At 58.0% G+C, this 23,673-nt stretch carries 19 protein-coding genes; 10 read left to right on the forward strand and 9 right to left on the reverse strand.

Going from position 1 to position 23,673, the window contains the following annotated elements; translation table 11 throughout:
• The first annotated feature begins 157 nt into the window (after positions 1-157).
• The 5 genes from trxA (at position 158) to mqnE (ending at position 7,597) form a co-directional block, all read left to right on the forward strand.
• On the forward strand, positions 158-478 hold the full coding sequence (gene trxA, locus V9K67_RS05355; RefSeq protein ID WP_336720610.1) for a thioredoxin: 321 nt from the start codon (positions 158-160) through the stop codon (positions 476-478).
• Between the two features lie 210 nt (positions 479-688).
• A complete protein-coding gene (locus V9K67_RS05360; protein ID WP_336720611.1) occupies positions 689-2,449 on the forward strand; it encodes a carboxypeptidase-like regulatory domain-containing protein in 1,761 nt (586 codons plus the stop codon).
• Positions 2,450-2,568: 119 nt separating this feature from the next.
• Positions 2,569-4,173 carry a nucleoside transporter C-terminal domain-containing protein gene (locus V9K67_RS05365; RefSeq protein ID WP_336720736.1) on the forward strand — a complete coding sequence of 535 codons (1,605 nt, stop codon included), beginning with the start codon at positions 2,569-2,571 and terminating at the stop codon, positions 4,171-4,173.
• 125 nt (positions 4,174-4,298) lie between these two features.
• Positions 4,299-6,473, forward strand: coding sequence for a M43 family zinc metalloprotease (locus tag V9K67_RS05370; RefSeq protein WP_336720613.1), 2,175 nt, complete (start codon positions 4,299-4,301; stop codon positions 6,471-6,473).
• Entirely contained in the window at positions 6,473-7,597 is a 1,125-nt protein-coding gene (gene mqnE, locus V9K67_RS05375; RefSeq protein ID WP_336720614.1) for an aminofutalosine synthase MqnE, read from the forward strand. The genes V9K67_RS05370 and mqnE overlap by 1 nt, the downstream gene beginning before the upstream one ends.
• Before the next feature lie 115 nt (positions 7,598-7,712).
• Here the strand turns inward: mqnE and V9K67_RS05380 are convergent, their stop codons facing one another.
• From V9K67_RS05380 to rbp, 3 genes are all read right to left on the reverse strand, one after another.
• The gene (locus tag V9K67_RS05380) at positions 7,713-8,144 is read right to left on the reverse strand and encodes a hypothetical protein (RefSeq protein WP_336720615.1); all 432 of its coding nucleotides are present in this window, start codon (positions 8,142-8,144) and stop codon (positions 7,713-7,715) included.
• A complete protein-coding gene (locus tag V9K67_RS05385; protein ID WP_336720616.1) occupies positions 8,074-8,610 on the reverse strand; it encodes a Panacea domain-containing protein in 537 nt (178 codons plus the stop codon). The genes V9K67_RS05380 and V9K67_RS05385 overlap by 71 nt, the downstream gene beginning before the upstream one ends.
• A gap of 159 nt (positions 8,611-8,769) precedes the next feature.
• Positions 8,770-9,111: an RNA-binding regulator gene (gene rbp, locus V9K67_RS05390; protein ID WP_336720617.1), complete on the reverse strand. Its 342-nt coding sequence runs from the start codon at positions 9,109-9,111 to the stop codon at positions 8,770-8,772.
• 374 nt (positions 9,112-9,485) lie between these two features.
• Here rbp and V9K67_RS05395 point away from each other — a divergent pair, with 374 nt between their 5' ends.
• On the forward strand, positions 9,486-9,788 hold the full coding sequence (locus V9K67_RS05395; RefSeq protein ID WP_336720618.1) for a hypothetical protein: 303 nt from the start codon (positions 9,486-9,488) through the stop codon (positions 9,786-9,788).
• A 110-nt stretch (positions 9,789-9,898) separates the two neighbouring features.
• Here V9K67_RS05395 and V9K67_RS05400 read toward each other — a convergent pair whose 3' ends face one another.
• The 4 genes from V9K67_RS05400 to V9K67_RS05415 form a co-directional block, all read right to left on the reverse strand.
• Entirely contained in the window at positions 9,899-10,153 is a 255-nt protein-coding gene (locus V9K67_RS05400) for a hypothetical protein (protein ID WP_336720619.1), read from the reverse strand.
• A gap of 165 nt (positions 10,154-10,318) precedes the next feature.
• A complete protein-coding gene (locus V9K67_RS05405; RefSeq protein ID WP_336720620.1) occupies positions 10,319-11,599 on the reverse strand; it encodes a DEAD/DEAH box helicase in 1,281 nt (426 codons plus the stop codon).
• A gap of 371 nt (positions 11,600-11,970) precedes the next feature.
• A complete protein-coding gene (gene moeB / locus V9K67_RS05410; protein WP_336720621.1) occupies positions 11,971-13,116 on the reverse strand; it encodes a molybdopterin-synthase adenylyltransferase MoeB in 1,146 nt (381 codons plus the stop codon).
• Positions 13,117-13,251: 135 nt separating this feature from the next.
• The gene (locus V9K67_RS05415; RefSeq protein ID WP_336720622.1) at positions 13,252-13,689 is read right to left on the reverse strand and encodes a type I restriction enzyme HsdR N-terminal domain-containing protein; all 438 of its coding nucleotides are present in this window, start codon (positions 13,687-13,689) and stop codon (positions 13,252-13,254) included.
• Between the two features lie 63 nt (positions 13,690-13,752).
• Between V9K67_RS05415 and V9K67_RS05420 the strand changes: the two genes are divergently transcribed.
• Genes V9K67_RS05420 through V9K67_RS05430 form a run of 3 tightly spaced genes read left to right on the forward strand, consistent with a single transcriptional unit; the run spans position 13,753 to position 16,675 of the window.
• Positions 13,753-14,523, forward strand: coding sequence for an AMP nucleosidase (locus tag V9K67_RS05420; RefSeq protein ID WP_336720623.1), 771 nt, complete (start codon positions 13,753-13,755; stop codon positions 14,521-14,523).
• Between the two features lie 10 nt (positions 14,524-14,533).
• Complete coding sequence (locus V9K67_RS05425; RefSeq protein ID WP_336720624.1) at positions 14,534-14,929, forward strand: hypothetical protein; 396 nt, start codon at positions 14,534-14,536, stop codon at positions 14,927-14,929.
• Positions 14,930-14,983: 54 nt separating this feature from the next.
• Entirely contained in the window at positions 14,984-16,675 is a 1,692-nt protein-coding gene (locus V9K67_RS05430; protein ID WP_336720625.1) for an ABC transporter ATP-binding protein, read from the forward strand.
• 73 nt (positions 16,676-16,748) lie between these two features.
• Here V9K67_RS05430 and V9K67_RS05435 read toward each other — a convergent pair whose 3' ends face one another.
• The gene (locus tag V9K67_RS05435) at positions 16,749-17,249 is read right to left on the reverse strand and encodes a DUF1648 domain-containing protein (RefSeq protein ID WP_336720627.1); all 501 of its coding nucleotides are present in this window, start codon (positions 17,247-17,249) and stop codon (positions 16,749-16,751) included.
• A gap of 573 nt (positions 17,250-17,822) precedes the next feature.
• Between V9K67_RS05435 and V9K67_RS05440 the strand changes: the two genes are divergently transcribed.
• A complete protein-coding gene (locus tag V9K67_RS05440; protein WP_336720628.1) occupies positions 17,823-19,679 on the forward strand; it encodes a metallophosphoesterase in 1,857 nt (618 codons plus the stop codon).
• Positions 19,680-19,798: 119 nt separating this feature from the next.
• On the opposite strand, the gene V9K67_RS05445 is transcribed toward V9K67_RS05440, so the two are convergent.
• On the reverse strand, positions 19,799-23,422 hold the full coding sequence (locus V9K67_RS05445; RefSeq protein ID WP_336720630.1) for a TraB/GumN family protein: 3,624 nt from the start codon (positions 23,420-23,422) through the stop codon (positions 19,799-19,801).
• Positions 23,423-23,673 lie beyond the last annotated feature (251 nt).

The following is a 23,673-nucleotide window of genomic DNA, read 5'->3' on the forward strand; positions in this document are numbered from 1 at the left end:
AACCTTTCTGCTGTCAAGGCCCAATTAACCAATGAACTAATTCCCGCTCGCAGAGCTGCCATTTCAGCTTTAACGCTGACAACACAGCAGGATAATTGGATTGGAGTTAAATTTGTGCAACCAACTCAATTGTTTGAATTAATAAATAAATACAATTATGGCTAAAGCATTCACCGACGCAAATTTTCAGAACGATGTATTAAGCTCCGATAAATTGACGGTTGTGGACTTTTGGGCGGAATGGTGTGGACCTTGCCGTGCAATCGGACCCGTTATTGACGAATTATCCAAAGAGTACGACGGCAAAGTGAATATTGGCAAAGTAAACGTGGACGAGAACCCGCAGATCAGCATGAGCTACGGCATTACCAGCATCCCCGCCATCCTGTTCATCAAGAACGGCCAGGTAGTGGACAAACTGGTAGGCGCTCAACCCAAATCCAACTTTGTAAAAAAGATTGAAGCCCACCTGTCATAATTTCCGGATGAAAATTTTGGTAAAGGCCTGTTCGCAAGAACAGGCTTTTTATTTGGGAAAAAGGCCAGTGCCAGTTTTTCGCGCTGAAAACGCCCGGTTGCCGTTCCTGTAAATGTGAACCGGACACTTCCTTTAGCGGATTTGTTGTGCTATTTTGTAGCCTCAAATTTCCCCCAACACGATTATTTCTGCTATTAACCAGGATTCATTATGAGAAAAAAACTCTTTTACCCCCTTGCCGCGGCGGCCCTGCTCCTGCTGTTTTATACCGGCTGTCAGAAAGAACTGAACCCGGACCTGACGGACCCCCAAACAGAAGTTCCCGAAACCGTCACCGCCTCCGTCACCGGCCGCGTCCTGGATGAAAATGGGGTCCCCGTAGGCGGGGCGCAGGTCATCACCCGCTCCGGCACTACCCTGACCGACATCAACGGTGAATTCCGCTTCAACCGGGTAGCGCTCGACAAGGAGGGCGGCTTCGTCCGGGTGGAAAAAGCGGGCTATTTCAGCGGCTCCCGCACCTTCGCGGTCACGGCCGGCTCCCTCAACTATGTCGCCATCGAACTTATTCCGCAAACGCAGGCGGGCACCTTTGGGGCCGCCGGCGGGGGTGCGGTGACCGTCCCTTCGGGCGGCAGCATAACCTTCCCGGCCCAGTCCGTAATTAATGCCTCCTCGAGGACGGTGTATTCCGGCGAGGTAAAGGTGGCGGCCTTTCACCTGAATCCCGAAGCCGCCAACTTCAACAACATCATGCCCGGATCCCTGGAAGGCCTCACTACCGGCAACGAACAGGTAGCCCTGAAATCCTTCGGCATGATGGCGGTGGAACTGACCGGCAGCGGCGGCGAAAAGCTGCAGCTGGCCTCCGGCAAAAAAGCCACCCTCACCTTCCCCATCCCCGCCACCCTGCAGGGGAAGGCCCCGGCCACCATTCCGCTCTGGTATTTTGACGAAGCCGCCGGGCGGTGGAAAGAGGAAGGCGTTGCCACCAAACAGGGCAGCAATTACGTGGGCACGGTAGCGCACTTTTCGTTCTGGAACTGCGACGCCCCCTTTAAAGTGGTGGACTTCGAAGCCGTGATCACCGACCAGAACGGTCCCATGCCCTTCACCAAGGTCACCATCACCGAGGCCGGCGACGAAGCCCAGCTTTCCGGCTCGGGCTATACCGATTCGGCGGGCCGCATCTCGGGCATGATCCCGGCCAACGTCAGCCTGAACCTGTCGGTCTACAACAAGTGCGGCGACCAAGTGTACCAGGACAACATCGGCACGCTCAGCCAGAAAAAAAATCTCGGCACCCTAAGGGTCAACAACCCGGCGACCAGCAACACCTACCGGTTCTCGGGCACCCTTCACAATTGCAGCAACGCCCCCGTCGCCAGCGGCTTTGTCACCATCCTGCTGGGCGGACAGAACTACCGGGCCGCCGTCACCAACGGCAACTTTTCCACCACGATCACGGCCTGCCAGGCCGCGGCCCAGGCCACGGTGGCCGGCTACGACATCGACGGCAGGGCCTACAGCGACACCCTGACCCTCAATACCGCCAGCAGCACACCCCTGCAACTGAAAGCCTGCAACGCCATCACCGTAAACGAGTTCCTGGACTTCAACTTCAACGGCACCCGGTATTATTTCCTCGCGCCGGGCGACAGCCTGGTGGCTTTCCTGGCCCAGGGCATCACCTACATCGATGCCTCCACCCGGAACAGCAATACCACGGCGCTGCGCAGCGTAAACTTTAAGTTCGGCGGCCCCGCCGCCACCGGCACCCGTACCATTTATTCCTGGAGCCTGCGGCTGGACCGGCAGTACCAGAGCAGTGATTCGCTTGCCGCCAGCATATCCGAATATGGCCCGGCGGGCGGTTACATTGCCGGCTCCTTCTCCGGCAACCTGCGGATGGATTCGGTGGCCACCCCCGTACCCGTCACCGGGACCTTCCGCCTGAAGCGGATGCAATAAGCCGGCGGGCGGGGATTCGTTTGGGCCCCTGCATGCCTACCAAACGATTAAATCGGTAATTTGACCCCACTAAACGCAACAGAATGGTATTGGAAAATCTTGGCCGGGGTTTGGTGGGGATGCTTTTCCTGATCTTCGTTTGTTTCGCCCTCAGTACCGACCGCAGGGCGATCAACTGGAAACTGGTATTTTTCGGGGTGCTGGCGCAAATCATGTTCGCCATGGGCGTGCTGCACACTACCGCCGGCGGACAACCGGTTTTCTGGATGCTGTTCGGCCTCATTCTGTTGTTTACCATTTACCGCAAATTCATAAAAGCCCGCGACGGTGTGCAGCCGGTCACGTCCACGCCTCCCTTCCTGCTGCTGTCCGTAGCCTGGCAGGTCCTGTTTGCCGGCGGCGTGCTGCTGGCCGCGGACCTGTTTCACCAATGGAGCGGCCTGGTGATGACGGTGTCGCTGGGCGGCATCCTGGCCATCGCCCTGAAAATGGGCGACCGCCACCCCGAGCTGATGAAATGGAACGTGCTGCTGTCTGCGGCGATCCTGACGGTTTGCATCTATACCCGCATCTGCCCGCCCGACGTGTTCCGCCTCGTGCTGCAGGGAGTGTCCGGCGCCTTTGTCAGCCTCATCACCATCGGCCATGCCGGTACCGACTTCCTCTTTGCCCCCCTCTCCCATATTAAAGAGCCCTGGGGTTATGTCTTTGCCATACAGGTGCTGCCCAACATCATCTTTTTCGCGGCCATCTCCTCCATCTTGTATTACCTGGGGGTGTTGCAGAAGATCGTGTTCGTGTTTGCCTACCTGCTCAACAAGCTCAAGATCTCCGGGGCCGAAAGCCTGTCCACGGCGGCCAACATATTTTTGGGGCAAACCGAAGCGCCGCTGATGATCCGGCCCTACCTCGAAGGCATGACCCGCTCGGAAGTGCTGTGCATCATGGTGGGCGGCATGGCCAATACGGCGGGCAGCGTACTCGGGGCCTACGTGGGTTTCCTGGGCGGCACCGACGTGGCGCAGCAGCATTATTTTGCCCTGCACATGCTCAGCCAGTCGATCATGAGCGCGCCGGCCGCCATCGTCTGCGCCAAGCTGCTGTTTCCGCAAACCAACGAACAGCTCATTTCCAAGGACCTGGCGGTACCCCGTGAAAAGCTGGGCGACAACTTCCTGGATGCGCTTTCCCTCGGTACCACCGACGGGCTGAAGCTGGCCGTGAACGTGGGTGCCATGCTGATCGTGTATACGGCGGTGGTGTACCTGCTCAACGGCCTGATGGGCTGGATCGGGGGCCTTACCCATATCAACCCGCAGATCGCAGCCGCCACCGGCGGACGGTTCCAGGAGCTGTCGGTACAGATGATCCTGGGCTATGCCTTTGCCCCGGTGGCCTGGCTCATCGGGGTGCATCCCGCCGATATGGTGCCCATCGGCCAGCTGTTGGGCGAGAAAACCATTTTGAACGAATTCGTGGCCTACGGCTCCCTGGGAAGGATGAAGGCCGAAGGGGCGATCACCAACCCCAAGTCGCTGCTCATCGCCACCTACGCGCTTTGCGGCTTTGCCAACTTCGCCTCCATCGGCATCCAGATCGGCGGCATCAGCCAGCTGGCGCCCAACCAGCGCCGCAGCCTCACCGAGCTGGGGGTACGCGCCCTGGTGGGCGGCACCATCGCCTGCCTGATGTGCGGCTGCATCGCCGGTGCATTGTTTCAATAGACAATGGACAATAGACAATAGACAATCCAAACTGTAAACTGGCAAATTGAACTCAGGAACTCTGGAACTCTGGAACTTCCCAGGAACTCGTAAACTTGTAAACCCGTAAACTCGTAAACCCACTTTTGAAATACCTACTTTCCCTCTTACTCTTTTTGATGAGCCTGGCATCGGCCGCACAGGTGCGTTGCGGCACGGACGCCTATTATAAAAACCGCTTCCGCAACCGGCCGGACGTAGAAAAAAAGTTCCGCGAAAACCAGGAGCAGCTGCGCAAAAGCAGCCTCCGGACCGCCCGCCTGGCCGCCCTGTCCGATACGTTGACGGTGGTGGTGCACGTGGTGGCCAATGCCAGCATCCAGCAGCAGGTGACCGACGCCATGATCCAGTCGCAGATCGATGTGCTGAACGAAGATTATTCCGGCAGCAATGCCGACACCACACGACTGCCGGCCGCCTTCAGGCCCCTGCGGGGCAAAAGCGCCCTCGTCTTCCAGCTGGCAGGTACCAGCCCCCTGGCCGAACCCACTTCCGGCATCGAAAGGATCACCACCACCCAAACCTACAACCAGTTCAATTTTGACCTGGCCAAGCAAAGCGCCCAGGGCGGCAGCGATGCCTGGGACCCCACCCGCTACATCAATATCTGGGTGGTGAGCTTCGGCACCACCGGCGTGCTCGGGCAGTCGGTCTTCCCCGGCGATCCCCTGCCCCTGGCCCTGCACGGCTTTGTCTGCGACTACCGGGCGTTTGGACGCGGCGCCCCCTACCTCTACTCCCAGTACAACAAGGGCCGGACCACCACCCACGAGCTGGCGCACTTTTTCAACCTCCAGCACATCTGGGGCGACGATGACGGCCTGTGCCTCGGCACCGACTTTCCCAACGATGCCGCCAACGACGATACGCCCAACCAGGGCGGCGCCACCCTGGGCAACCCCGACCCCCAGGGCCGTGGCCAGCTGAAAACCGATGCCTGCTCGCCCTCCGCCCCCGGCATCCTGTACCAGAACTTCATGGATTATACCGACGATGTGGCCATGGTGCTCTTTACCAAAGGCCAGCAGCAACGGCTCCAGAACGTGCTTACCTCCGCCCCCGACCGCTCACCCCTGCTGGCCTCCACCCGGTACAAGGCGGCGCCGGTCAACGCCTATGACGCCCGCCTCCGCCGCATCCTGTCGCCCCTGGCCCTGATTTGCCAGCCGGCCTTCCGTCCCGAAGTGGTGCTGCGCAACAGCGGATCGTTGCCGCTGACCAGCGTGAAGATCACCAGCCTGCTCAATAACGGCAGCCCCCAAACCTTTACCTGGACCGGCAGCCTGGCGCCGTATTCCGAAACCAGCGTGGAGCTGCCCCTGTTGAACGGGCAGCCCGGCGCCAACTTTTTGAAAATCTTTACCGAAGCACCCAACGGCAACCCCGACGCCAACCGGGCCAACGATACCGTGGTGCTTTCCTTCGAGGTAGCCATCACCACGCCCCTGACCGGCCGGTTCGACGAAAGTTTTTCGGGAAACCGGTTCCCGCCCGCCCGCTGGCAGGTGCTGAACCCCGATGGCGACCTTTCCTGGCAGCACCGTACGGACATCGGCAACCTGGGGCCCGGCAGCGCCTGGTTCAACGGCTGGAACAACTTTTCTACCGGCCGCCACGACGACCTGGTAACCCCTTCCTTCTCGTATACCAACGTGGATTCGGTCTTCCTGTCCTTTTACCTGGCGGCGGCCTCCGGCCTCTCCCCCGGTCCCACCGACACCCTGTCCGTGCTCGTTACCCGCGACTGCGGCCACAGCTTCACCACCGTTTACCGGAAGTGGGGCCGCGACCTGCTCACCCTCCGCGACACCGCCGGCGGGGCCGGCCGCGAATATTTCCCCCGGAGCGGCGAGTGGCGCCGCGATTCCATAAGACTGCAAACGGTGCTGGACTCCTCGGAAGCATTTTTCCAGCTCTATTTCCGGCTAAGCGGCAACAGCGGCAACAACGTGTTCCTCGACGACGTGCAGATCGTTACCCGCTCGGTGCCGCAGCAGCTCAAGGAAAATGGCGTGCTCGTGCTGCCCACCGTCTTCCGCGACGGCTTTGCCATCTGGCACTACCAGCCGCCCGCGAACCTGGCCTATGCCGTCGTATACAATGCTGCCGGGCAGGCGGTATGGAGGCAGGAATTCAGGGGTGATGCCCAAACGTTTATTCGCGTAGATTTGCCCCGTCAACCGGCAGGGGTTTATTTCGTTAAACTGGGATATACCGACTCCCGCCATACCATCACCCGGCAAGTAATAAAGACCGAATAATGGAAACTGTAGCAATAGAACGGCTTTTCGACCAGCAGACTCCCGAGTTGCAGCGGATCGCCCAGAAAGTAATCGACAATACCCGTCTCTCCGACGAGGACGGCCTGCTCTTGTTTGAAAAAGGAAGCCTGCCCTTCGTGGGCGCCCTGGCCAACTTCGTGCGCGAGCGCCTGCACGGCGACCAGACGTTTTTCAACCGCAACTTCCACATCGAGCCCACCAACGTGTGCGTGTTCACCTGTAACTTCTGCTCCTACTCCCGCCTCTACGCCCACCGCGAGGAAGGCTGGGAACTGGATATGGACCAGATGCTGCAGCTGGTGAAAAAATACGACGGCCGGCCCGAGACCGAAGTGCACATTGTGGGCGGGGTACACCCCAAAATGAACCTGAAGTTCTTTGCCGAACTGCTGCGCCGCATCCGCGAGCACCGTCCCGACCTCCACATCAAGGCGTTTACCGCCGTGGAGCTGGATTACATGTTCCGCAAGGCCAAGGTAAGCGTGGACGAAGGCGTGCAGATCCTGAAGGAAGCGGGCCTGAACTCCATCCCCGGCGGCGGGGCCGAAATTTTCCACGATAGCGTCCGCAGCCAGATCTGCGCCGACAAGGTGGGTGCCGACGGCTGGCTGGCCATTCACGAGGCCGTGCACCGCGCCGGCATGCACAGCAACGCCACCATGCTGTACGGGCATATCGAGCAGTACCACCACCGCATCGACCACATGCGCCGCCTGCGCGAGCTGCAGGACCGTACCGGCGGCTTCAACACCTTCATCCCGCTGAAATTCCGCAACGGCGACAACGACATGAGCCATGTGCCGGAAGTAAGCGTCATCGAAGACCTGAAGATGTATGCCGTTGCCCGCCTGTACCTGGATAACTTCCCGCACCTGAAAGCCTACTGGCCGATGCTGGGCCGCAAGAACGCCCAGCTCTCCATTGCCTTCGGAGTAGACGATATCGACGGCACCATCGACGACACCACCAAGATTTACTCCATGGCCGGCGCCGAGGAACAACGGCCCGCCATGACCACGGAAGAAATCGTGGCCCTGATCAAGCAGGTCGGCCGCAAACCGGTGGAACGCGATACGCTGTACAATGTGATCCAGGAATTCTAAGGATTTAAGCAGCAGAAAGGAGCAGGTACGAGGTTAGCGGTACGAGGTACGAAGTAAGGAAAAAGCATGTGTTATCCTCACTTCATACCTTGTACCGCTCACCTCGTACCTTTTTCTACGTTGATTTATCCTTGTTGAAATAATAATTCACGACCAGCAGGAAAAAGCCGAATACGCTGGCGGTGGTGGTGGTGATGAGGGTGATGAGCACCGCGTCGGACAGGCGCAGGGTGCCCTTGCCGCATTGGATGACGATCATCAGGATAATGAACAACCAGATGACGGTGATGGCGAAGATCAGCTCCGCGTAGCGTTTCCGGCCGATGTTGTCGTCCTTGATCTTTTCTACCTGGGCATGTTTATAGGCCGTATCCAGGTAGTCGGCTTCGGCTGCATTGCTTTGGGTGGAATTGACCTTGGCGTCTACCGGCGCTTCGAAGTAGGCTTCCAGCTGCTGCAGTACCTCTTCCGCGCTTTTAACTTCGGGTAGTGGTATATCCTGGAGCGGAGGGGCTGGAGAGGGGGTCTTCGGTTGTTCGGCTTGCATCGTCTTTGGTTAGGAGTGCGCGGAAATAACTTTCGATCGACAGGTTGCTGATGGAGTTGGTCGGAACGATGGGGTTGTAGACCTGGTACCAGGGTGATCGCGGCTGGTGGGTCCAGTTGGACAGCGCCTCGGCGGTGATGTTCTCGGTTACCTTCCAGGTATAGTCGATGGCGTCGTTGGCCCGGGAGTCCAGGGTGTACAGGGCGATGGAGGAAAGGTCGACGTATTCGAGGTTGGTGATCGGCTTGCTGCCGTAAAATTTATACGCCTGGTAAATGGAGGGCACTACCGGCCCGAACTTCCAGGCCTCGAACTCTTCAACAATAAGGGACGACCCGTATTTGGCCAGGTGGTATCCATGAGCGAAGTAGACCATCTTCTGCAATTTCATTTGCGTCACGAACTTGCCCGTGTCAATACCCTTCTTTACAAAGGCCAGCGCGATGATTGTGGCAGGATAAGGCATGGCTCCAATTTAATCCGGAACTGCAATTTACTAAAACCATTAGTATTCCGGAAGGCCGGCGCCCGAAATATCCAAAATTCGTTCCGGAAGGGGGCCGGCAGGGCATAAAAAAAGCCCTGAGAAACTCAGAGCTGAATTTTTTGGGGCGAAAAGCCGGGATTACCAGCGGCTTTTGTTGTAACCGCCACCGCTGTTGTAACCACCGCCGCCATTGCCGCCGCGGAAGCCACCGCCACCGCCGCTGCGGGCAGGCTTCTCTTCCTTGGGACGGGCTTCGGTCACTTTCATGTTCCGGCCGTCAACCGTGGCATTATCCAACTCGGCGATCGCCTTTTTGGCGGCTTCGTTGTCGGACATTTCCACAAAGCCGAATCCGCGGGATTTGCCGGTGAATTTGTCGGTGATTACTTTGGCGGAGGTTACTTCGCCATACTCTGCAAAAAACTCTCTTAAGTCTTCATCCTGAACGTTGAAGCTCAAATTGGAAACGTAAATGTTCATATCTGGTTTGAATAAAAATTGAATAATCTGAGACGAGGCAAGAAAGTTAAGGGACTAACTAATCGGCAGAAAAACTTAGCAGGTTAATTATACGCTTACTAAATGCGAGGCTCAAATAACATAGTAAATGTAAGTTTTTTTTGTTTCAAATTCCTATCAAAATTAATTGACCCGTATAAAATTCCGCTACTGTTTGCCACCCGGGAAAGGCAGCCGGTAAGGAGAAAAAATCATGCCGGAAGGCCCGCCGTTTACCTCTTATTGCCGGGCTACAATTCGCTGCAGGCGCGGGTAACCTAAGGTTTACAATGCCACGGCGATAGATATGCGAAGATTCGGGGATATATTTCCTACCTTTAAGAAAACAAACCACTGTGAACCAGCAAATATCCCTGCAGCATAAAGAACGGTTCCGGGAGATCTTCCTGAAGTTAAAGATCATGTCGTGCAGCGAGTATACGTTCCGGGAGATAGAGAACCTTTTTTACGAAGCGCTTTCCATAACCCGCAACTACGGCAACGATGCCAATGAAAATCCCTACCTGGCCGAACTGAAGCAGATGGAAAACAAACAATACCGGCTGACCCAGGAGAAATACCGCAAGAGCAGCCAGCGGGAACGGGTGATCAAGCAGTTTCGCAACAGCTTCCGCGAAAAGCTGCAAGGCTGGATTTAAAAAGCTTCCGGGGATTCGTTTCCTGCAGACCGAGGGGATCGGCAAAACTGGTTTTCGGTTGCGGGTGCCTGTCAGATGGAGAAGCAAGGAAGGGCGCTCCCGCAAAGGACTCACGATTTCGCATATTCCTCAATGGCATTGCCCAGCACCACTTCGGCATTGTGGATCCAGATGGGCAGGCGGGCGGCGGAGGTTTTCCATTTTCCTTCGGCGCTCCGGTACATCGAAAAGGCGATCCGGTTGCCTTTGTCATCGTTGACGTCTACCTGGTAACTGGAGTTTTCGGCATGTGACAGCTTCCTGAAATTAAACTCTCTTTGTCTTTCTCCTGCTGTAATTACTTTCGAGAAAATAACGTTCATCATAATTCGTCGTTGATTTATTGGGGTAAAAGGCGGGGTGTCTCGTGCAGGACGCTGCAGTCAAAACACCCCTGGACCTCAACTTTTTACCTAATCAAAATCAAGCCAAACTGTAGCCCGCCGCCCCTGGGGCCGTGCGGGATGGTAGGAAAATCTGGCTTGCGGCAGTTATTGGTTCGCCTCGGGCTTGCGCGCCGGTGCCCCTTTCCTGCGGTCATTGCGTTGCGGGTTGCTGCGGCCGGAGCGGTTGTTGCGGCCACCGCCGCCGCCGCCTCTTTGTTCCCGGGGAGCCTGGGGGGCCGATTGGCGCACCACCATATGGTACGGATGGTCTTCCACCACCGGGATGGTGCGGGCCGTTACCTTGATAATATCCTTAAGATAAGCTCTTTCTTCGGCATCACAAAATGAGAAGGCAAAACCATCGGCGCCGGCACGGCCCGTACGGCCAATGCGGTGCACGTAGGTTTCGGGCATATTGGGCAGGTCGAAATTGATGACATGCGTCAGGTTGTCCACATCGATGCCGCGGGCAGCGATATCGGTTGCCACCAGCACGCGCAGGCGGCCGCTTTTGAAGTTGGCCAGCGCCCGTTCGCGGGCCGACTGGGTTTTGTCGCCGTGCAGGGCATCGGCATTAATGTTCTGCTTTTTGAGGTTTTTCACGATCCGGTCGGCGCCGTGCTTGGTACGGGTAAAAACCAGGGTGCGGGTCAGTCCCTTTTCCTTCAGCAGGTGCAGCAGCAACGAAGGCTTGTCTGCCTTGGACACCATGTAGATGCTTTGGTCGATCTTTTCCACGGTCGAGGATACCGGCGTTACTTCCACCTTCACGGGCTGGTGCAGCAGCGAATTGGCGAGTTTGGCGATATCGGGGGGCATGGTGGCCGAGAAGAACAGCGTCTGGCGCTCCTGCGGCAGGTGGCGCACGATCTTCTTGATATCGTTGATAAAGCCCATGTCGAGCATGCGGTCGGCCTCGTCGAGCACGAAGATCTCGAGGTGGTCGAGGTACACGTAGCCCTGGTTCATCAGGTCAAGCAGGCGGCCGGGGGTGGCAATGAGCACGTCGGTACCATTGCGCAGGGCCAGGGTTTGGGTATGCTGCGAAACGCCGCCGAAGATCACGTCGTGTTTCAGGCCGGTATAGCGACCGTAGGCCGAAAAGCTGTCGTTGATCTGGGCTGCCAGTTCGCGGGTGGGCGTTAAAATGAGCGTCCGGATATGCTTGTAGCCTTTGGAGGGGGTGCCGTCTCCGTAGAGGTGCTGGAGGATGGGAATGGCAAAAGCAGCGGTTTTACCGGTGCCGGTCTGGGCGCAACCCAGCAGGTCTTTCTTCTCGAGGATGACCGGGATCGCCTGTGCTTGTATGGGAGTAGGCGTAGTATAGCCTTCTTTCTTAACGGCCCTTAACAGGGGCTCGATAAGCGGTAATTGTTCAAATGTCAAAATAAATCCTTATTTAAAACGTCTATTAATGCTAACTCTGTGACCGGGTGTACACGGGAAAAAGTTAGTTTTTGATGGCGCTCATCCTTATGACTGGATGAACTTGCGGCGGGGGAAGATTATCTAGTCTGCTAAGTGAGCGGGTAAGAATCGGATAAAGGTAGGTTATAAGTTGCTAATAGTTTGATAAAAAAAATTAATGGCGAACGAACAACCAGTTCCCAAGTGCACGGGTTCACAAGTGCACGAATTCGTTTTCCGGTTGCAATGCTACGCTTTACGATCCAGTTTTCTCTTTTTCCTCCCTGAAATATAGAATATTTTCTAGGGTATTTTGAGGGTTTTCCTTCATTTTTTTTCTTGCCTATTGCCTATTGCCCCCCGCGCTCATACGCCAGCAGGCCGCCCTTCAGGTTGTACAGGTTTTGAAAACCTTCTTTTTCCTCCAGCTCACGGATGGCTTTGGCGCTGCGTTCGCCGGAGCGGCAGTGCACCACCACCCTGCCGGTGCGGGATATCCGGCTGGCTTGGCCTAAAATCGTTTTCAGGGGTATCAGCTCGCCGCCGATGTTCTGCGCCTCGTATTCGGCGGGTTCGCGCACGTCGATCAGCTGGAACACCTCTCCCCTTTCCTGCCACTGGCGCAGCTCGGCGGGGGTAATTTCCCGGATAGGCCGCGGCGCCGCCCCCAGGCCGCAGAAGGCTTCATAGTCGATCAGGCCGGTTTGCGTGGGCCGATCGCCGGTCAGCGGGTTGGCGGGGTTACGCTGGATGCGGAAGGTGCGGGACTCGAAGGACAGGGCGTCGAACACAAAAAAGCGGCCCGACAGGGGCTCACCCACCCCGGTCACCACCTTGATCACCTCCAGGGCCTGCAGGCTGCCGATGATGCCCGGCAACACGCCCAGCACGCCGCCCGCGGCACAGTCGGGCATCAGCCCCGGCGGAGGCGGCACGGGGTACAGGTCGCGGTAGTTGGGGCCCAGCTCGCCCTTCTGATCGCGGTAATTGAACACCGACACCTGGCCGTCGAACTGGAAAATGGAGGCATACACATTGGGTTTTCCCAGCAGCACGCAGGCGTCGTTGACAAGGTAGCGGGTGGGAAAGTTGTCGGTACCGTCGGCCACCACGTCGTAGTCTCGAAGAATCTCCAAAGCGTTTTCGGCAGTCAGCCGGGTGTTGTGCACGTTAATGGCAATATGCGGGTTGAGGTCGAGCAGGCGTTCCCGGGCGGCTTCGGCCTTGGAGCGGCCCAGCGCTCCCACGCCGAACAATACCTGCCGCTGCAGGTTGCTTTCGTCTACCCGGTCGAAGTCCACAATGCCGATGGTGCCCACCCCTGCCGCCGCCAGGTACAGCAGCACGGGGCTGCCCAGCCCCCCGGAGCCCACCACCAGCACTTTGGCCGCCTTGAGCTTTTTTTGGCCCTCCAGCCCAAACCGGGGCAGGATCACATGGCGGTGGTACCGCTCTAGCTCAGCCGAAGAAAAACCAATAGGATCGATCGTATTCATAAAAAGACAATAGGCAAAAGACAATGGACAATAGGCAAACAACCAATACCGATAATCACCAACCTTGCAATAACAAACAACAACTTCCCTCCCAACAAGCTCGTAAACCCGTAAACTTGTTAACTGGTAAACTTCTCAGCTCCATCCCGGCAACACCTGCAATTGCTGCAAAGCGCTTTCCACTTTCCTCCATCCGTACGTGGTATTGCCGTTCGTAATGACAAGATAAGGCACGGGCACCGAAATATGGTAGCGCAGCACCTGTTGCAAAACAGCTTCATTCAGTACAACATGGGGCGCCTTGCATTCCACCAGCATCCAGGGCCGGTGGTTGCGGTCGAACACGAGCAAATCGAAGCGCTTCTTCAGCCCGTTCAGCACGATCTCTTTCTCTACGGCGATCAGTGCCGCCGGGTAGCGGAGCACTTCCACCAGGTAGCGGATAAAGTTCTGCCGCACCCATTCCTCCTCGGTCAGCAGCAGCCAGGTGCGGCGCAGGGTATCGAAAATATAAGGCTTTTCCCCTTCCCGCCGGATATCGAAGGCCGGTTCGGGGTAATTTATCGCGATCATTTGCCAAACGTATTAAAAAGATGCCGCAGCTGAGCTGCCTATTTTCTTAAATTCGTAAAGGATATGAAGACAAAAGAAGAAATCGTACGGAACTGGCTGCCCCGCTACACGGGGCAAAGCCTGGAAAGCTTTGGTGAATACATCCTGCTTACCAACTTCAGCAATTACGTCCGCCTGTTCGCCGACTGGCACAACGTGGACATCGTCGGCATCGACAAACCCATGCAGTGCGCCACCTGCAACGGCATCACCATCATCAACTTCGGCATGGGCAGCCCCACGGCGGCCACCATCATGGACCTGCTGTCGGCCATCAACCCCAAGTCGGTGCTGTTCCTTGGAAAATGCGGCGGCCTGAAACGGCGCAACAAGCTCGGCGACCTGATCCTGCCCATTGCCGCCATCCGCGGCGAGGGTACCTCGGACGACTACTTCCCCGCCGAGGTGCCGGCCCTGCCCGCCTTTGCCCTGCAAAAGGCCATTTCCACCACCATCCGCGATTATGGCGTGGACTACTGGACCGGCACGGTCTACACCACCAACCGCCGGGTGTGGGAGCACGACGAGGAATTCAAGGCCTACCTGCAGCGGGTACGGGCCTATGCCATCGACATGGAAACCGCCACGATCTTCATGGTGGGCTTTGCCAACCGCATTCCCACGGGTGCCCTGCTGCTGGTGAGCGACCAGCCGATGGTGCCCGAAGGGGTCAAAACCGCGGAAAGCGACCGCAAGATCACCGAACTGTTCGTGGAACGGCACCTGCGCATCGGCATCGACTCGCTGAAACAATTGATCAACAACGGCTCCACCGTGCGCCACTTACGCTTTTAACCTGTTTTTTATGCTGAAACCACTCCTCGCCCTGATCCTAGGCTCCCTGATGGTGCTGCACCAAACCGAAAGCTGCCGAAAGCCCGCCCCCCCCGCCGGCAATTGCTTCAAGGGCAAGCTCGAAATCAAGGGCATCTGCTCCAACTACACCCTTCGGGTGCTTGATGGCCTTATAGATACTTCCCTGGTCATGGCCAGCTGGACCGACGAAAACACGGGCAAGGCCTTCCGGAACGTTTTCGGGCTGGGTAACCCCTGCACCTTCCCCGACAGCCTGCAGGAAGGAGCCGAATTTTACTTTACCATCGACACCGCCACCTCCCCCCGCTGCGATGTGTGCCTGGCTTATTATCCCACGCCCCCGAAAAAGCTCTCCATCAAAGTCTTGCCCGACCCCTGCAAATAAAGTTTGTTGTTTGCACACTTGGAAACCCCCATGCTTAACCGAACTCGTGAATAAGTGAATGAACTGCTGCACATAAAAAACCTGACCGTAGACTTTACCGGCGAACAGGGATCTACCAGGGCCGTGAACGATCTTTCGCTGACCATCAACCGCGGCGAGATCGTGGCACTGGTGGGCGAATCCGGCTCCGGCAAGTCGGTAACCTCGCTGTCGGTGCTGCGGCTACTGCCCGAGCCCCCGGCCCGCTATGTCCAGGGCAGCATCCTGTTCACGGAAAACGGCCAATCGGTGGACCTGCTGGCCCTGCCGCCGAAAGCGCTGCAACGCATCCGGGGCAACGGCATCGCCATGATCTTCCAGGAGCCCATGACGGCCCTCAACCCCGTGCTCACCTGCGGCAAGCAAATTACCGAAGCCCTGTTGCAACACAAGAACCTCACGCCCCTTCAGGCAAAGGAGGAGGCGATTGGCTGGCTGGAAAAAGTGCAGCTGCCGCGGCCGGAGGAATTGTACCAGCGGTACCCCCACCAGCTCAGCGGCGGGCAAAAGCAACGGGTGATGATCGCCCTGGCCATGTGCTGCCGGCCCTCCCTGCTCATTTGCGACGAACCCACCACGGCCCTGGACGTGACGGTGCAGAAAAGCATTTTGGAACTGATCCGCCAACTCCAGCAGGAGCACCAGATGGGCGTGCTGTTCATCACCCACGACCTGGGCGTGGTGGCCGAACTGGCCCACCGGGTAGCCATTATGTATAGAGGCGAGCTGATCGAACAAAACACCGTGGAAAACATTTTCCGGCAGCCGGTCCAGGCGTATACCAAGGCCCTGCTGGCCTGCCGCCCCGCCCTGCACCCCAAAGGCCAACGCCTGCCCGTGGTCGGCGATTTCCTGGGAAATCCGGCGGTGCCGGCCCCAACTAGTGCTGCCCCGTCGCCCGTTGCCCAACAGGCCGGCGGCACGCTCCTTTCCATACAACAGCTGTCGGTAGCCTTCCCGGTAACGAAAAACTTCTGGGGCACCCCCACCCGGTTCTTTACCGCGGTAGACGATGTAAGCTTCGACATCCACAGCGGGGAAACCCTGGGACTGGTGGGCGAATCGGGCTGCGGCAAAACCACGCTGGGCCGCACCCTGCTGCGGCTGACCGAGCCGACAAAAGGAAGGATCCTGTTCCGTCAACAGGACATTACTGCCCTGGACCGCCCGGCCCTCCGCCCCTTCCGCCGCGAGGTGCAACTGGTGTTCCAGGACCCTTTTTCTTCCCTCAACCCGCGGCTCACCATCGGTGATGCCCTGGAGGAACCGCTGGACGTCTTTGGCCTGTACGGCGGCCGGCGGCAGCGAAGGGAACAGGTGGCGGGACTGCTGGACAAGGTGGGGCTGCCGGCGGCCTTTGCCAAACGCTATCCGCACGAAGCTTCCGGCGGGCAGCGCCAGCGCGTCGTCATTGCCCGCGCCCTGGCCCTCAATCCCCACTTCCTGGTATGCGACGAATCGGTCTCCGCCCTGGACGTAAGCGTGCAGGCACAAGTGCTGAACCTGCTCAACGACCTCAAAAACGACCTGGGTCTTACCCTTCTTTTTATTTCGCACGACCTGTCGGTGGTCCGCTACATGAGCGACCGCATCCTGGTCATGAAGGCGGGAAAGATCGTGGAAGCCGGAACGGCGGAAGCAGTGTACCGCCACCCCCAATCCGCTTACACCAAAGAATTGCTGGCCGCCATTCCGGGGCGCATTTAGGAGTTTACGGGTTTACAAGTTTACGAGTTGTTTCCAGGCAGGGCAGAACTCGTAAACTTGTAAACCCGTAAACCTAACCTTTCCGGAAAACCCTGAATACGTACCAGAGCGTGGGCCCAATCAGCAGGCCCAGGCTTACCGGCAACACCAACAGGTCCAGGCCGCCGGCTTTGTTGTGGGCGGTCAGGTAGGTGAGGAATACCAGGGAAAAACAAAGAAGCACCACCCCCAATTGCAGCAGGCCCAGTAAACGTTGGGTGAGCCGGGGCGCAACCTGCCGGTAGCCGCCGGCAGGACCGTAAGACCTGCCGGACACCTGCGGCAAATGATTTTTCAATACCGCCAGCACCAGCGCAATCAGGGTGGCGACCAGCGGCAGGGAGAAAATGCTGCTCTTGCTGCCAAAACCGTCAGCCTGGCCCAGGGCATTGAAATGCACGGGAATTTTTTGCGGCAGGATCGCATAGTTGACCAGGGCAAACAGCCACAGCGCTGCCAACAATATCCAGGTAAACCATCCAAGAACGGCATCCAACTTCGTGGACGGTGCTATGCCGGGTTGCTTTGGTGTCATGCGGTATCATTTCAGGAGGAACAGGAAGGTGTCAAAGGTAACCTTCGCTTCCCGCAAATAAGATATGTACATATGGCAAAATGGTCATCTATCCAATGAAGCCGAATGCAGGGTGCGAAAGTGCAAACAGGATAATGAAGAAAATTTGAATTGTCCGTTTTTTTTCCGGTTATCCATATACTGAGTTGGAAAATCTACAACTTTCCTGCAGCCGGCTGTTCCGGCAGCTGTGGGAAACCAGGCCGGTCAAGCGGCAATTTCATTGGGGGGTTACACCTAGTTTCCCGCATACCGCAAAGCAGAACCACCTGTAAAACCGGTAAAAAACCACCCTCCTGCCAGTGGGCCCTGCCCGTCCAGCCCGCCATAACACAGCCGGAACTTGCATGAAAGTTGGACATAAGGGTTAAAGAACGCACCGTACCCTTTTTCCTTCATTCCAGACACTTTCAATCGCAGAACCCAGTGTAAAACAGGCCTGTACCCTTTGAATACAGGTAGTCCCGCACCCGCAGTCCTCTCCTTCGCTTGACTCCGGGTTAAAAGGGTAACAGGCCACAAATCAGTCGGTCTATGAAAAAGATTTTATCCCTCCTGGGCATGTCCAGCCTTTGCCTTCTTACCGCAAGCGCCCAAACCACCTTTAATGACGTTTTTGGGAACAGCGGCCGCGGCCAGGTGGGCGGCAGCGACAATGCCCAACTGACCCGCGGGCCCTACCTTCAGATGGGCAACCAGACCGCCGTCAGCCTGCGCTGGCGCACGGATGTGGCCACCGATTCGAAGATGGAAGTGGGCACTGCGGCCGGCGTATACACCCTGTCGGCCACCAACTCCCTCAAAGTCACCGAACACGAGGTGCGCATCAGCGGCCTGGCGCCCGACACCAAATACTACTACCGCTTCGGCAGCTCGACGCACAGCCTGCAAAGCGGGCCCGCCAATTTTTTCCACACGGCGCCGCCCCCCAACACCACCCGCAGGATCCGCATCGCCGCCTTTGGCGACTGCGGCACCAACGCCAATGGTTACCAGGTAGGCTCGCTCAGCTCCTATATGGAACGCACAGGGGCCAACCCCGCCGAGGTGCTGCTGCTGCTGGGAGACAACGCCTACCAGGACGGCACCGACGCCCAGTACCAGGCTAAGTTCTTTAATGTTTACAGCCCCAATATCCTGAAAAACCACGTGCTGTTCTCCGCACCCGGCAACCACGATTACCATACCACCACGCAAGCGGCCCGTACCGCACCCTATTATAAAAACTTCTCGATGCCCACTGCCGGCGAATGCGGCGGCGTGCCCTCCGGCACCAAGTCGTATTACGCCTTCGACTGGGGTAACATCCACTTCATCAGCCTGGATTCCTACGGCACGGAAAACGGTAAGCGGATGTCCGACACCACCGGCGCCCAGGCCAGCTGGCTGAAAAAAGACCTGGACGCCAACCGGCGGGAATGGGTGGTCGTTTACTTTCACCACCCGCCCTACACCAAGGGCAGCCACGACTCGGACGGCGAAGGCGAGCTGGTGGCGATCCGCAGCCGATTTATCCGCATCCTGGAACGCTACGGCGTGGACCTGGTGCTGACCGGCCACAGCCACGACTATGAACGTTCGTACCTGTTGAACAACCATTACGGCAAAGAGTCTTCTTTCAGCCCCGCTGCGCATGCCATCAGCACTTCCAGCGCGAAGTACGACGGCAGCAGCAATTCCTGTCCCTATGTAACCGCTACGGGCAAGGGCAATAAGGGTACCGTCTACGTGGTGTCGGGCTCCGCCGGCAACTCCGGCGACCTGGCCTCCGGCTGGCCGCACAATGCCCTGCCCTTCGCCTTTAACGACGGCGGCATGCTGTACCTGGAAGTGGAGGACAACCGGCTCGACGGCCAGTTCTTACGCAAGAACGGATCGGTCGCCGACCGGTTCACCCTCCTGCACGATGTGAACAAAACCTCTTCGATCAGCGTTCCGTCCGGCCAAAGCCGGCAGCTGACCGCTTCCTGGATCGGCAATTACAAATGGTCCACCGGCGCCACCACCCGCAGCATTACGGTACGCCCCGGCGACAACGCCACCTACAAGGTAGTGGACGACCAGGGTTGCCTGCACGACGCCTTCAACGTGGTGGTCACCAATGCCGCCATCACCGCAGTTCCGTCTGCGGAAATGGAACGGACGGCGGCTGTACCCGCCCTCAGGGCCTATCCCACGCTGGTGCACCGCGGAGCGCCCATCAGCCTGCAGGTATCCTGGGAGGAACCGGTGCAAATGGAAGTACTGGACAACCATGGCCACACGGTCTTCTCGCTGAAATTTACCCGCAACGCTTCCCTGGAAACCGGGGCCCTGCCGGCCGGCGTGTATTACCTGAAGGCCAAAGGAAAGGACAAGGTTCCGGCACAAAGGTTAGTGATTATGGAATAAGGCTAACGACTGGAGGTAACCGAAAAAGACGAGCAACCGCCCGGACAGCAGCCGGCACAAAAAAGGCGCTTTCCCGCCAGGGGAAAAGCGCCTTTTTTAAATGAATAACTTGTTGGTTTTTACCGCCCGAAGCGGATGCCGGCCGTTTCCTCGTCGCCGCCGCGGTAAAACTCCCGGGCACTGTTGCGTTTGGAATAGAGCAGCTGCTTCAGGGCTTTTTGAAGCTGGTCGCGTACGGGTTGTTCGGGGTTCAGCTTTTTATCGAGCAGGCCGGTAAAATCGTAGCGGTCGCGGAGGAGGCGGTTTTCGCTTTCTTCCTCGGGCTCAAACCGCTTGCCGTCGGCCAGCACCAGGCCCGAAGAGGCGATCTTCCAGTTGTTGTCCTCGGCTTTGCGCTTGTACTTGAAGAAATACACGAAGCCGTCCTTTCCCTGCCACTGCACGGGCAGCTTATCCAGGTACACCACCGAGTCGGGCCGGTCTTCCACGTAGGACAGCAGCTTGCTTTTGGCCAGGTCGAGGTAGCTGCTCCAGGCTTTCGGAAACAAAGCCCCCTTGTTCTGGCGGTTCAGTTCGGTGTACAGGTCGTAGCGGAAGGCGTCATCGGCGGCCAGCGACACCAGGATACTATCGGCCAGGGGTTTTTGCCGGCGCACATACAGCAGGGCCGTGTTGTAGCGGAGGCGCTTGTCGGTGCTGCCCAGCAGGGCGTTGAGCAGGGCGGGCACGGCGGGCTGCTTTTCCCAAAAAGGCAGCAGCAGGGTGGCATACAGGCTCAACTCGTCGTTGCCGTAATCCCGCTCCTCGTCGTCGCCGCTAAAATTGTTGCGGTCGCGGCTCCGGGCCTTTTCAATGGATTTGTTCCGTTCGGCGATCAGCTGCTTTTTCCAGGCCTGCTTTGCCTCCAGCTGGAAGGTGGGCAGGTAGGCAGCGTATTTTTTGGCCGGCAGCAGGTTGCTGTCCACTAGGGTGCCCATCAGCCGCATCATGGGCCACTTGTAGTCGTCGATGCCCACCAGCGGCAGCAGGTCGGGAAAGAGGGTGGCCGTCAGCTGCAGCGAGTCGTAGAGGTTGCGGATAAAGGCGCCGCCGTATTCTTCCTCTTCCTCCGAAGATCCCATGTTCAGCACGGGCGGCTCGTTGATCAGGATATTTTTGAACGCGCCGAAGGCATAGGCGGTCTGCTGGGCCACGAGGTTTTCCAGGGCGGCATACTGCAGGTCGATGGTGTCGCCGGCGGCGTAATAGCGGCTTTGCAGGTAATCGGTAGCCCTCGGCGACGACAGCTCGCCCATCTTCGCCAGGAAGCGGCTTTTCACTTCCAGGTAATTCTTTTCCTTCCACGACAGGGATTCCACGGCCCGTTTCAGCTGGTCGAAATCCGCCGTATCGAAGGTGGCCATGTCGATGCTTTTCACCGCCCGCTTGTGGGCCACGGTATCGCTGCTGAAAAAGTCGGCAAAGAACAGCTGCGTTTTTTTCCCGCCGGGGGCGGCGCCCTTCAGCGAATCGGCGGGCCGGAAGGTTTTATAAAACGTCGCCAGGAAATCGCTGGGCGGCGTGAGCGTGTCGGTAAGGCTGCGGATGGCATAGCCCATGCCGTCGCGGTAAAAGAGCTTGGTCCATACCATGCGGCTGCTGCCCTTTTCGCCCAGGGTGTATTCCCACACCTTCATGCCGTCGGGCAGGGTGGCGGCTGTTTGCGACCGGATCACCCAGTCCGCCTCGCGCTTGTAGAGGAAGCGGTCCTGCTTTTGAAAATGGGCGCTGTCGCCTACCTGCTGGTAGCGGGGCGAGCGGAAGAACGACACATAGACCTTTTCGCCGGTGGTATCATTGGCCACCACGCCGTCGCGGTACAGGGTCTTTTCGGCCGGCGGGCCGTCGTCGCTCTCCTGGAAGCCGGCATAGAACCCTTCGAAATTGCCCGGCAGCGGGCTGCCCTTCTTCCCCCCGTCCACCGGGGAGGTCACGGTATACGACAGGGCCGTATCGGACTGCGCCCGGGCGGGCCCGTACACAAAGGGTTTTAGGGTGAAGGACGACAGGAACTGCCGCATGCGGGGATGTTCCTTCGGGGCCTGGGCCACGAGGGTGTAGTAGTGCGGTCCCTGGATAATGTATTTCACCAGGGCGATCGAACCGTCTTTCTGCCGGTAGGCCGCTTCCAGGGCGGGGTAGCCCTGGTGGGTGGTCTGGCGGCGGCTGAGGGTTTTATCGAAAAAGTCGGAGGCGGTAAAGCTTTCTTCCATCAGGCTGAGGTCAAAGGTGTCCTCCTCCACGAACTCGTAATTGTGCAGGTCGGTGCGCACCACCTCGTAGGCGGTGGCGGTAGGGCGGTCCAGCGCCATGAACTGCCAGGTGCCGTTCTTCCGCACGTAAGGCTCGTGGGGCAGGTCGGCGGTAAAGCCCCCGGCCGGCGGCGTGTAGGCCGTCCAGCGGGGCAGGTATTCCTTCAGCTCGATGCTGGAGAAAAAGCGTTCGGCCCCCTTGCTGGTCTTCACATAGTCGCCATTGCCGCTGACCTTAAAGAAGAGCACCTCGAAGGGCGTCACGAAGATCTGGTAGCGCTGGTAGTCGCCGCGGCGGGTTTTGTTGAGGATATCGTAGCCCTTGTAGCCGTTTTTCACCAGGGGCTGCCGCGACAGGATGCGGCCGGGAATGTTCTCGTACAGCAGGCTGTCGACCTTTTTGAGCACCATTTCGGGGCTCTGGCCCCGCAGGGGCGCGGCGGTCTGTACCCGGGTGACCATATAATAGCTGCCGTTGGCCATGTCGGCATACTGCTGCTGGTCGAAGCCGCTGTAGACCGAGGAAAAGCGGTACAGCTTGCCGGGTACGTCCAGCCGGAAAAAGCCGTCCTCGGCCACCTGGCGGCTGAGCACGATGGGCACCTGCATTTTTTCAATGGCTTCCTTATGGGTGCTTTCGCGGGCGCCCATCTTCACGGGGCGCAGGCGATAGCCCTTCTGCCGCAGCAGCTCGATGACGCCGCGCTGGCCGGGCAGGTGGGCGGCGCCCACCCCCACGAACAGGGAGGCGCCACTGCGGATGATGGAGTCGATGGATTCCGCCTGGATCTCGTTGCGGCGGTAGAGGAATTTTTCGTCAAAGGCGGCGGAAAAGCTGTTGAGGCGGTTGATGGTGTCCAGCAGGTCGAGGTTGCCGGTGCGGTAGGCGTCCTGGAGCTTGCTGTACGAAAAGTCCTCGTCCTGCTCGGCGCTGCGGTCGCGGCGGTTCTTGTCCTTCATGGCGTCGAGGTAGGCTTCCATCATCAGCTTCATGCTTTCCTCGTAGCGCTCCACGCCCATGATCTTTTTTCCCCACTTCTTGCCCACCTGGTAGATGTAGAGGTCGAGGTAGGTATCCTCCTCGAAATCGCTTTCGGCCTCCGAATAGCTGCGGTACAGCAGGTTGTCGATGGTGGAGGGGTGGCTCACCAGGGCCGTTTGCAGCAGCTTTTCGTAGGGCCGCACCTTCAGGGTGCGCTGGGTCAGGTAGTCCGAGGGGGTGTTGCGGTAGCCGGTGCCGCCCAGCGGGGGCATGCCCGGTCCCTGGGCAAAATTGAAGTTGAACATGTCCTCCTGCCAGGATTCGGGATTCGTTTCCAGGGCCACCACGTCGGCCTGCCGGATGCCCAGGTAGAAGGAATCGGACAGGTTGAACACCATCTTGGAGGAAACGTGCATGGTCCCGAACAGGTAGGAAGGCTTTTTCAGGCCGGGACCGCTGATTTCCCACAACAGGCTTTGGTATCGCTGGCTTTTTTGGGCTTGAAGGGAAAAAAGAAAAAGGATAAAGATTGCACTCAGTAAAAAACGCCTCATAAGAAATCCTTGGATTGAAGAACAAACTAGTAAATATGAGTCAAAAAAAGCAGGAACGGGCATTAAAAGATGGCCTAATGTAAAAAAAATATGGAATTAATCCCTATTTTCCTAATTTCGCAGCCCTTATAAGCTGAATGACCAGGCCCGGTGCCGTAAGACCGCGG

The organism is Huijunlia imazamoxiresistens (assembly GCF_037132455.1).
GTDB classification, from domain to species: domain Bacteria; phylum Bacteroidota; class Bacteroidia; order Chitinophagales; family Chitinophagaceae; genus Flavisolibacter; species Flavisolibacter imazamoxiresistens.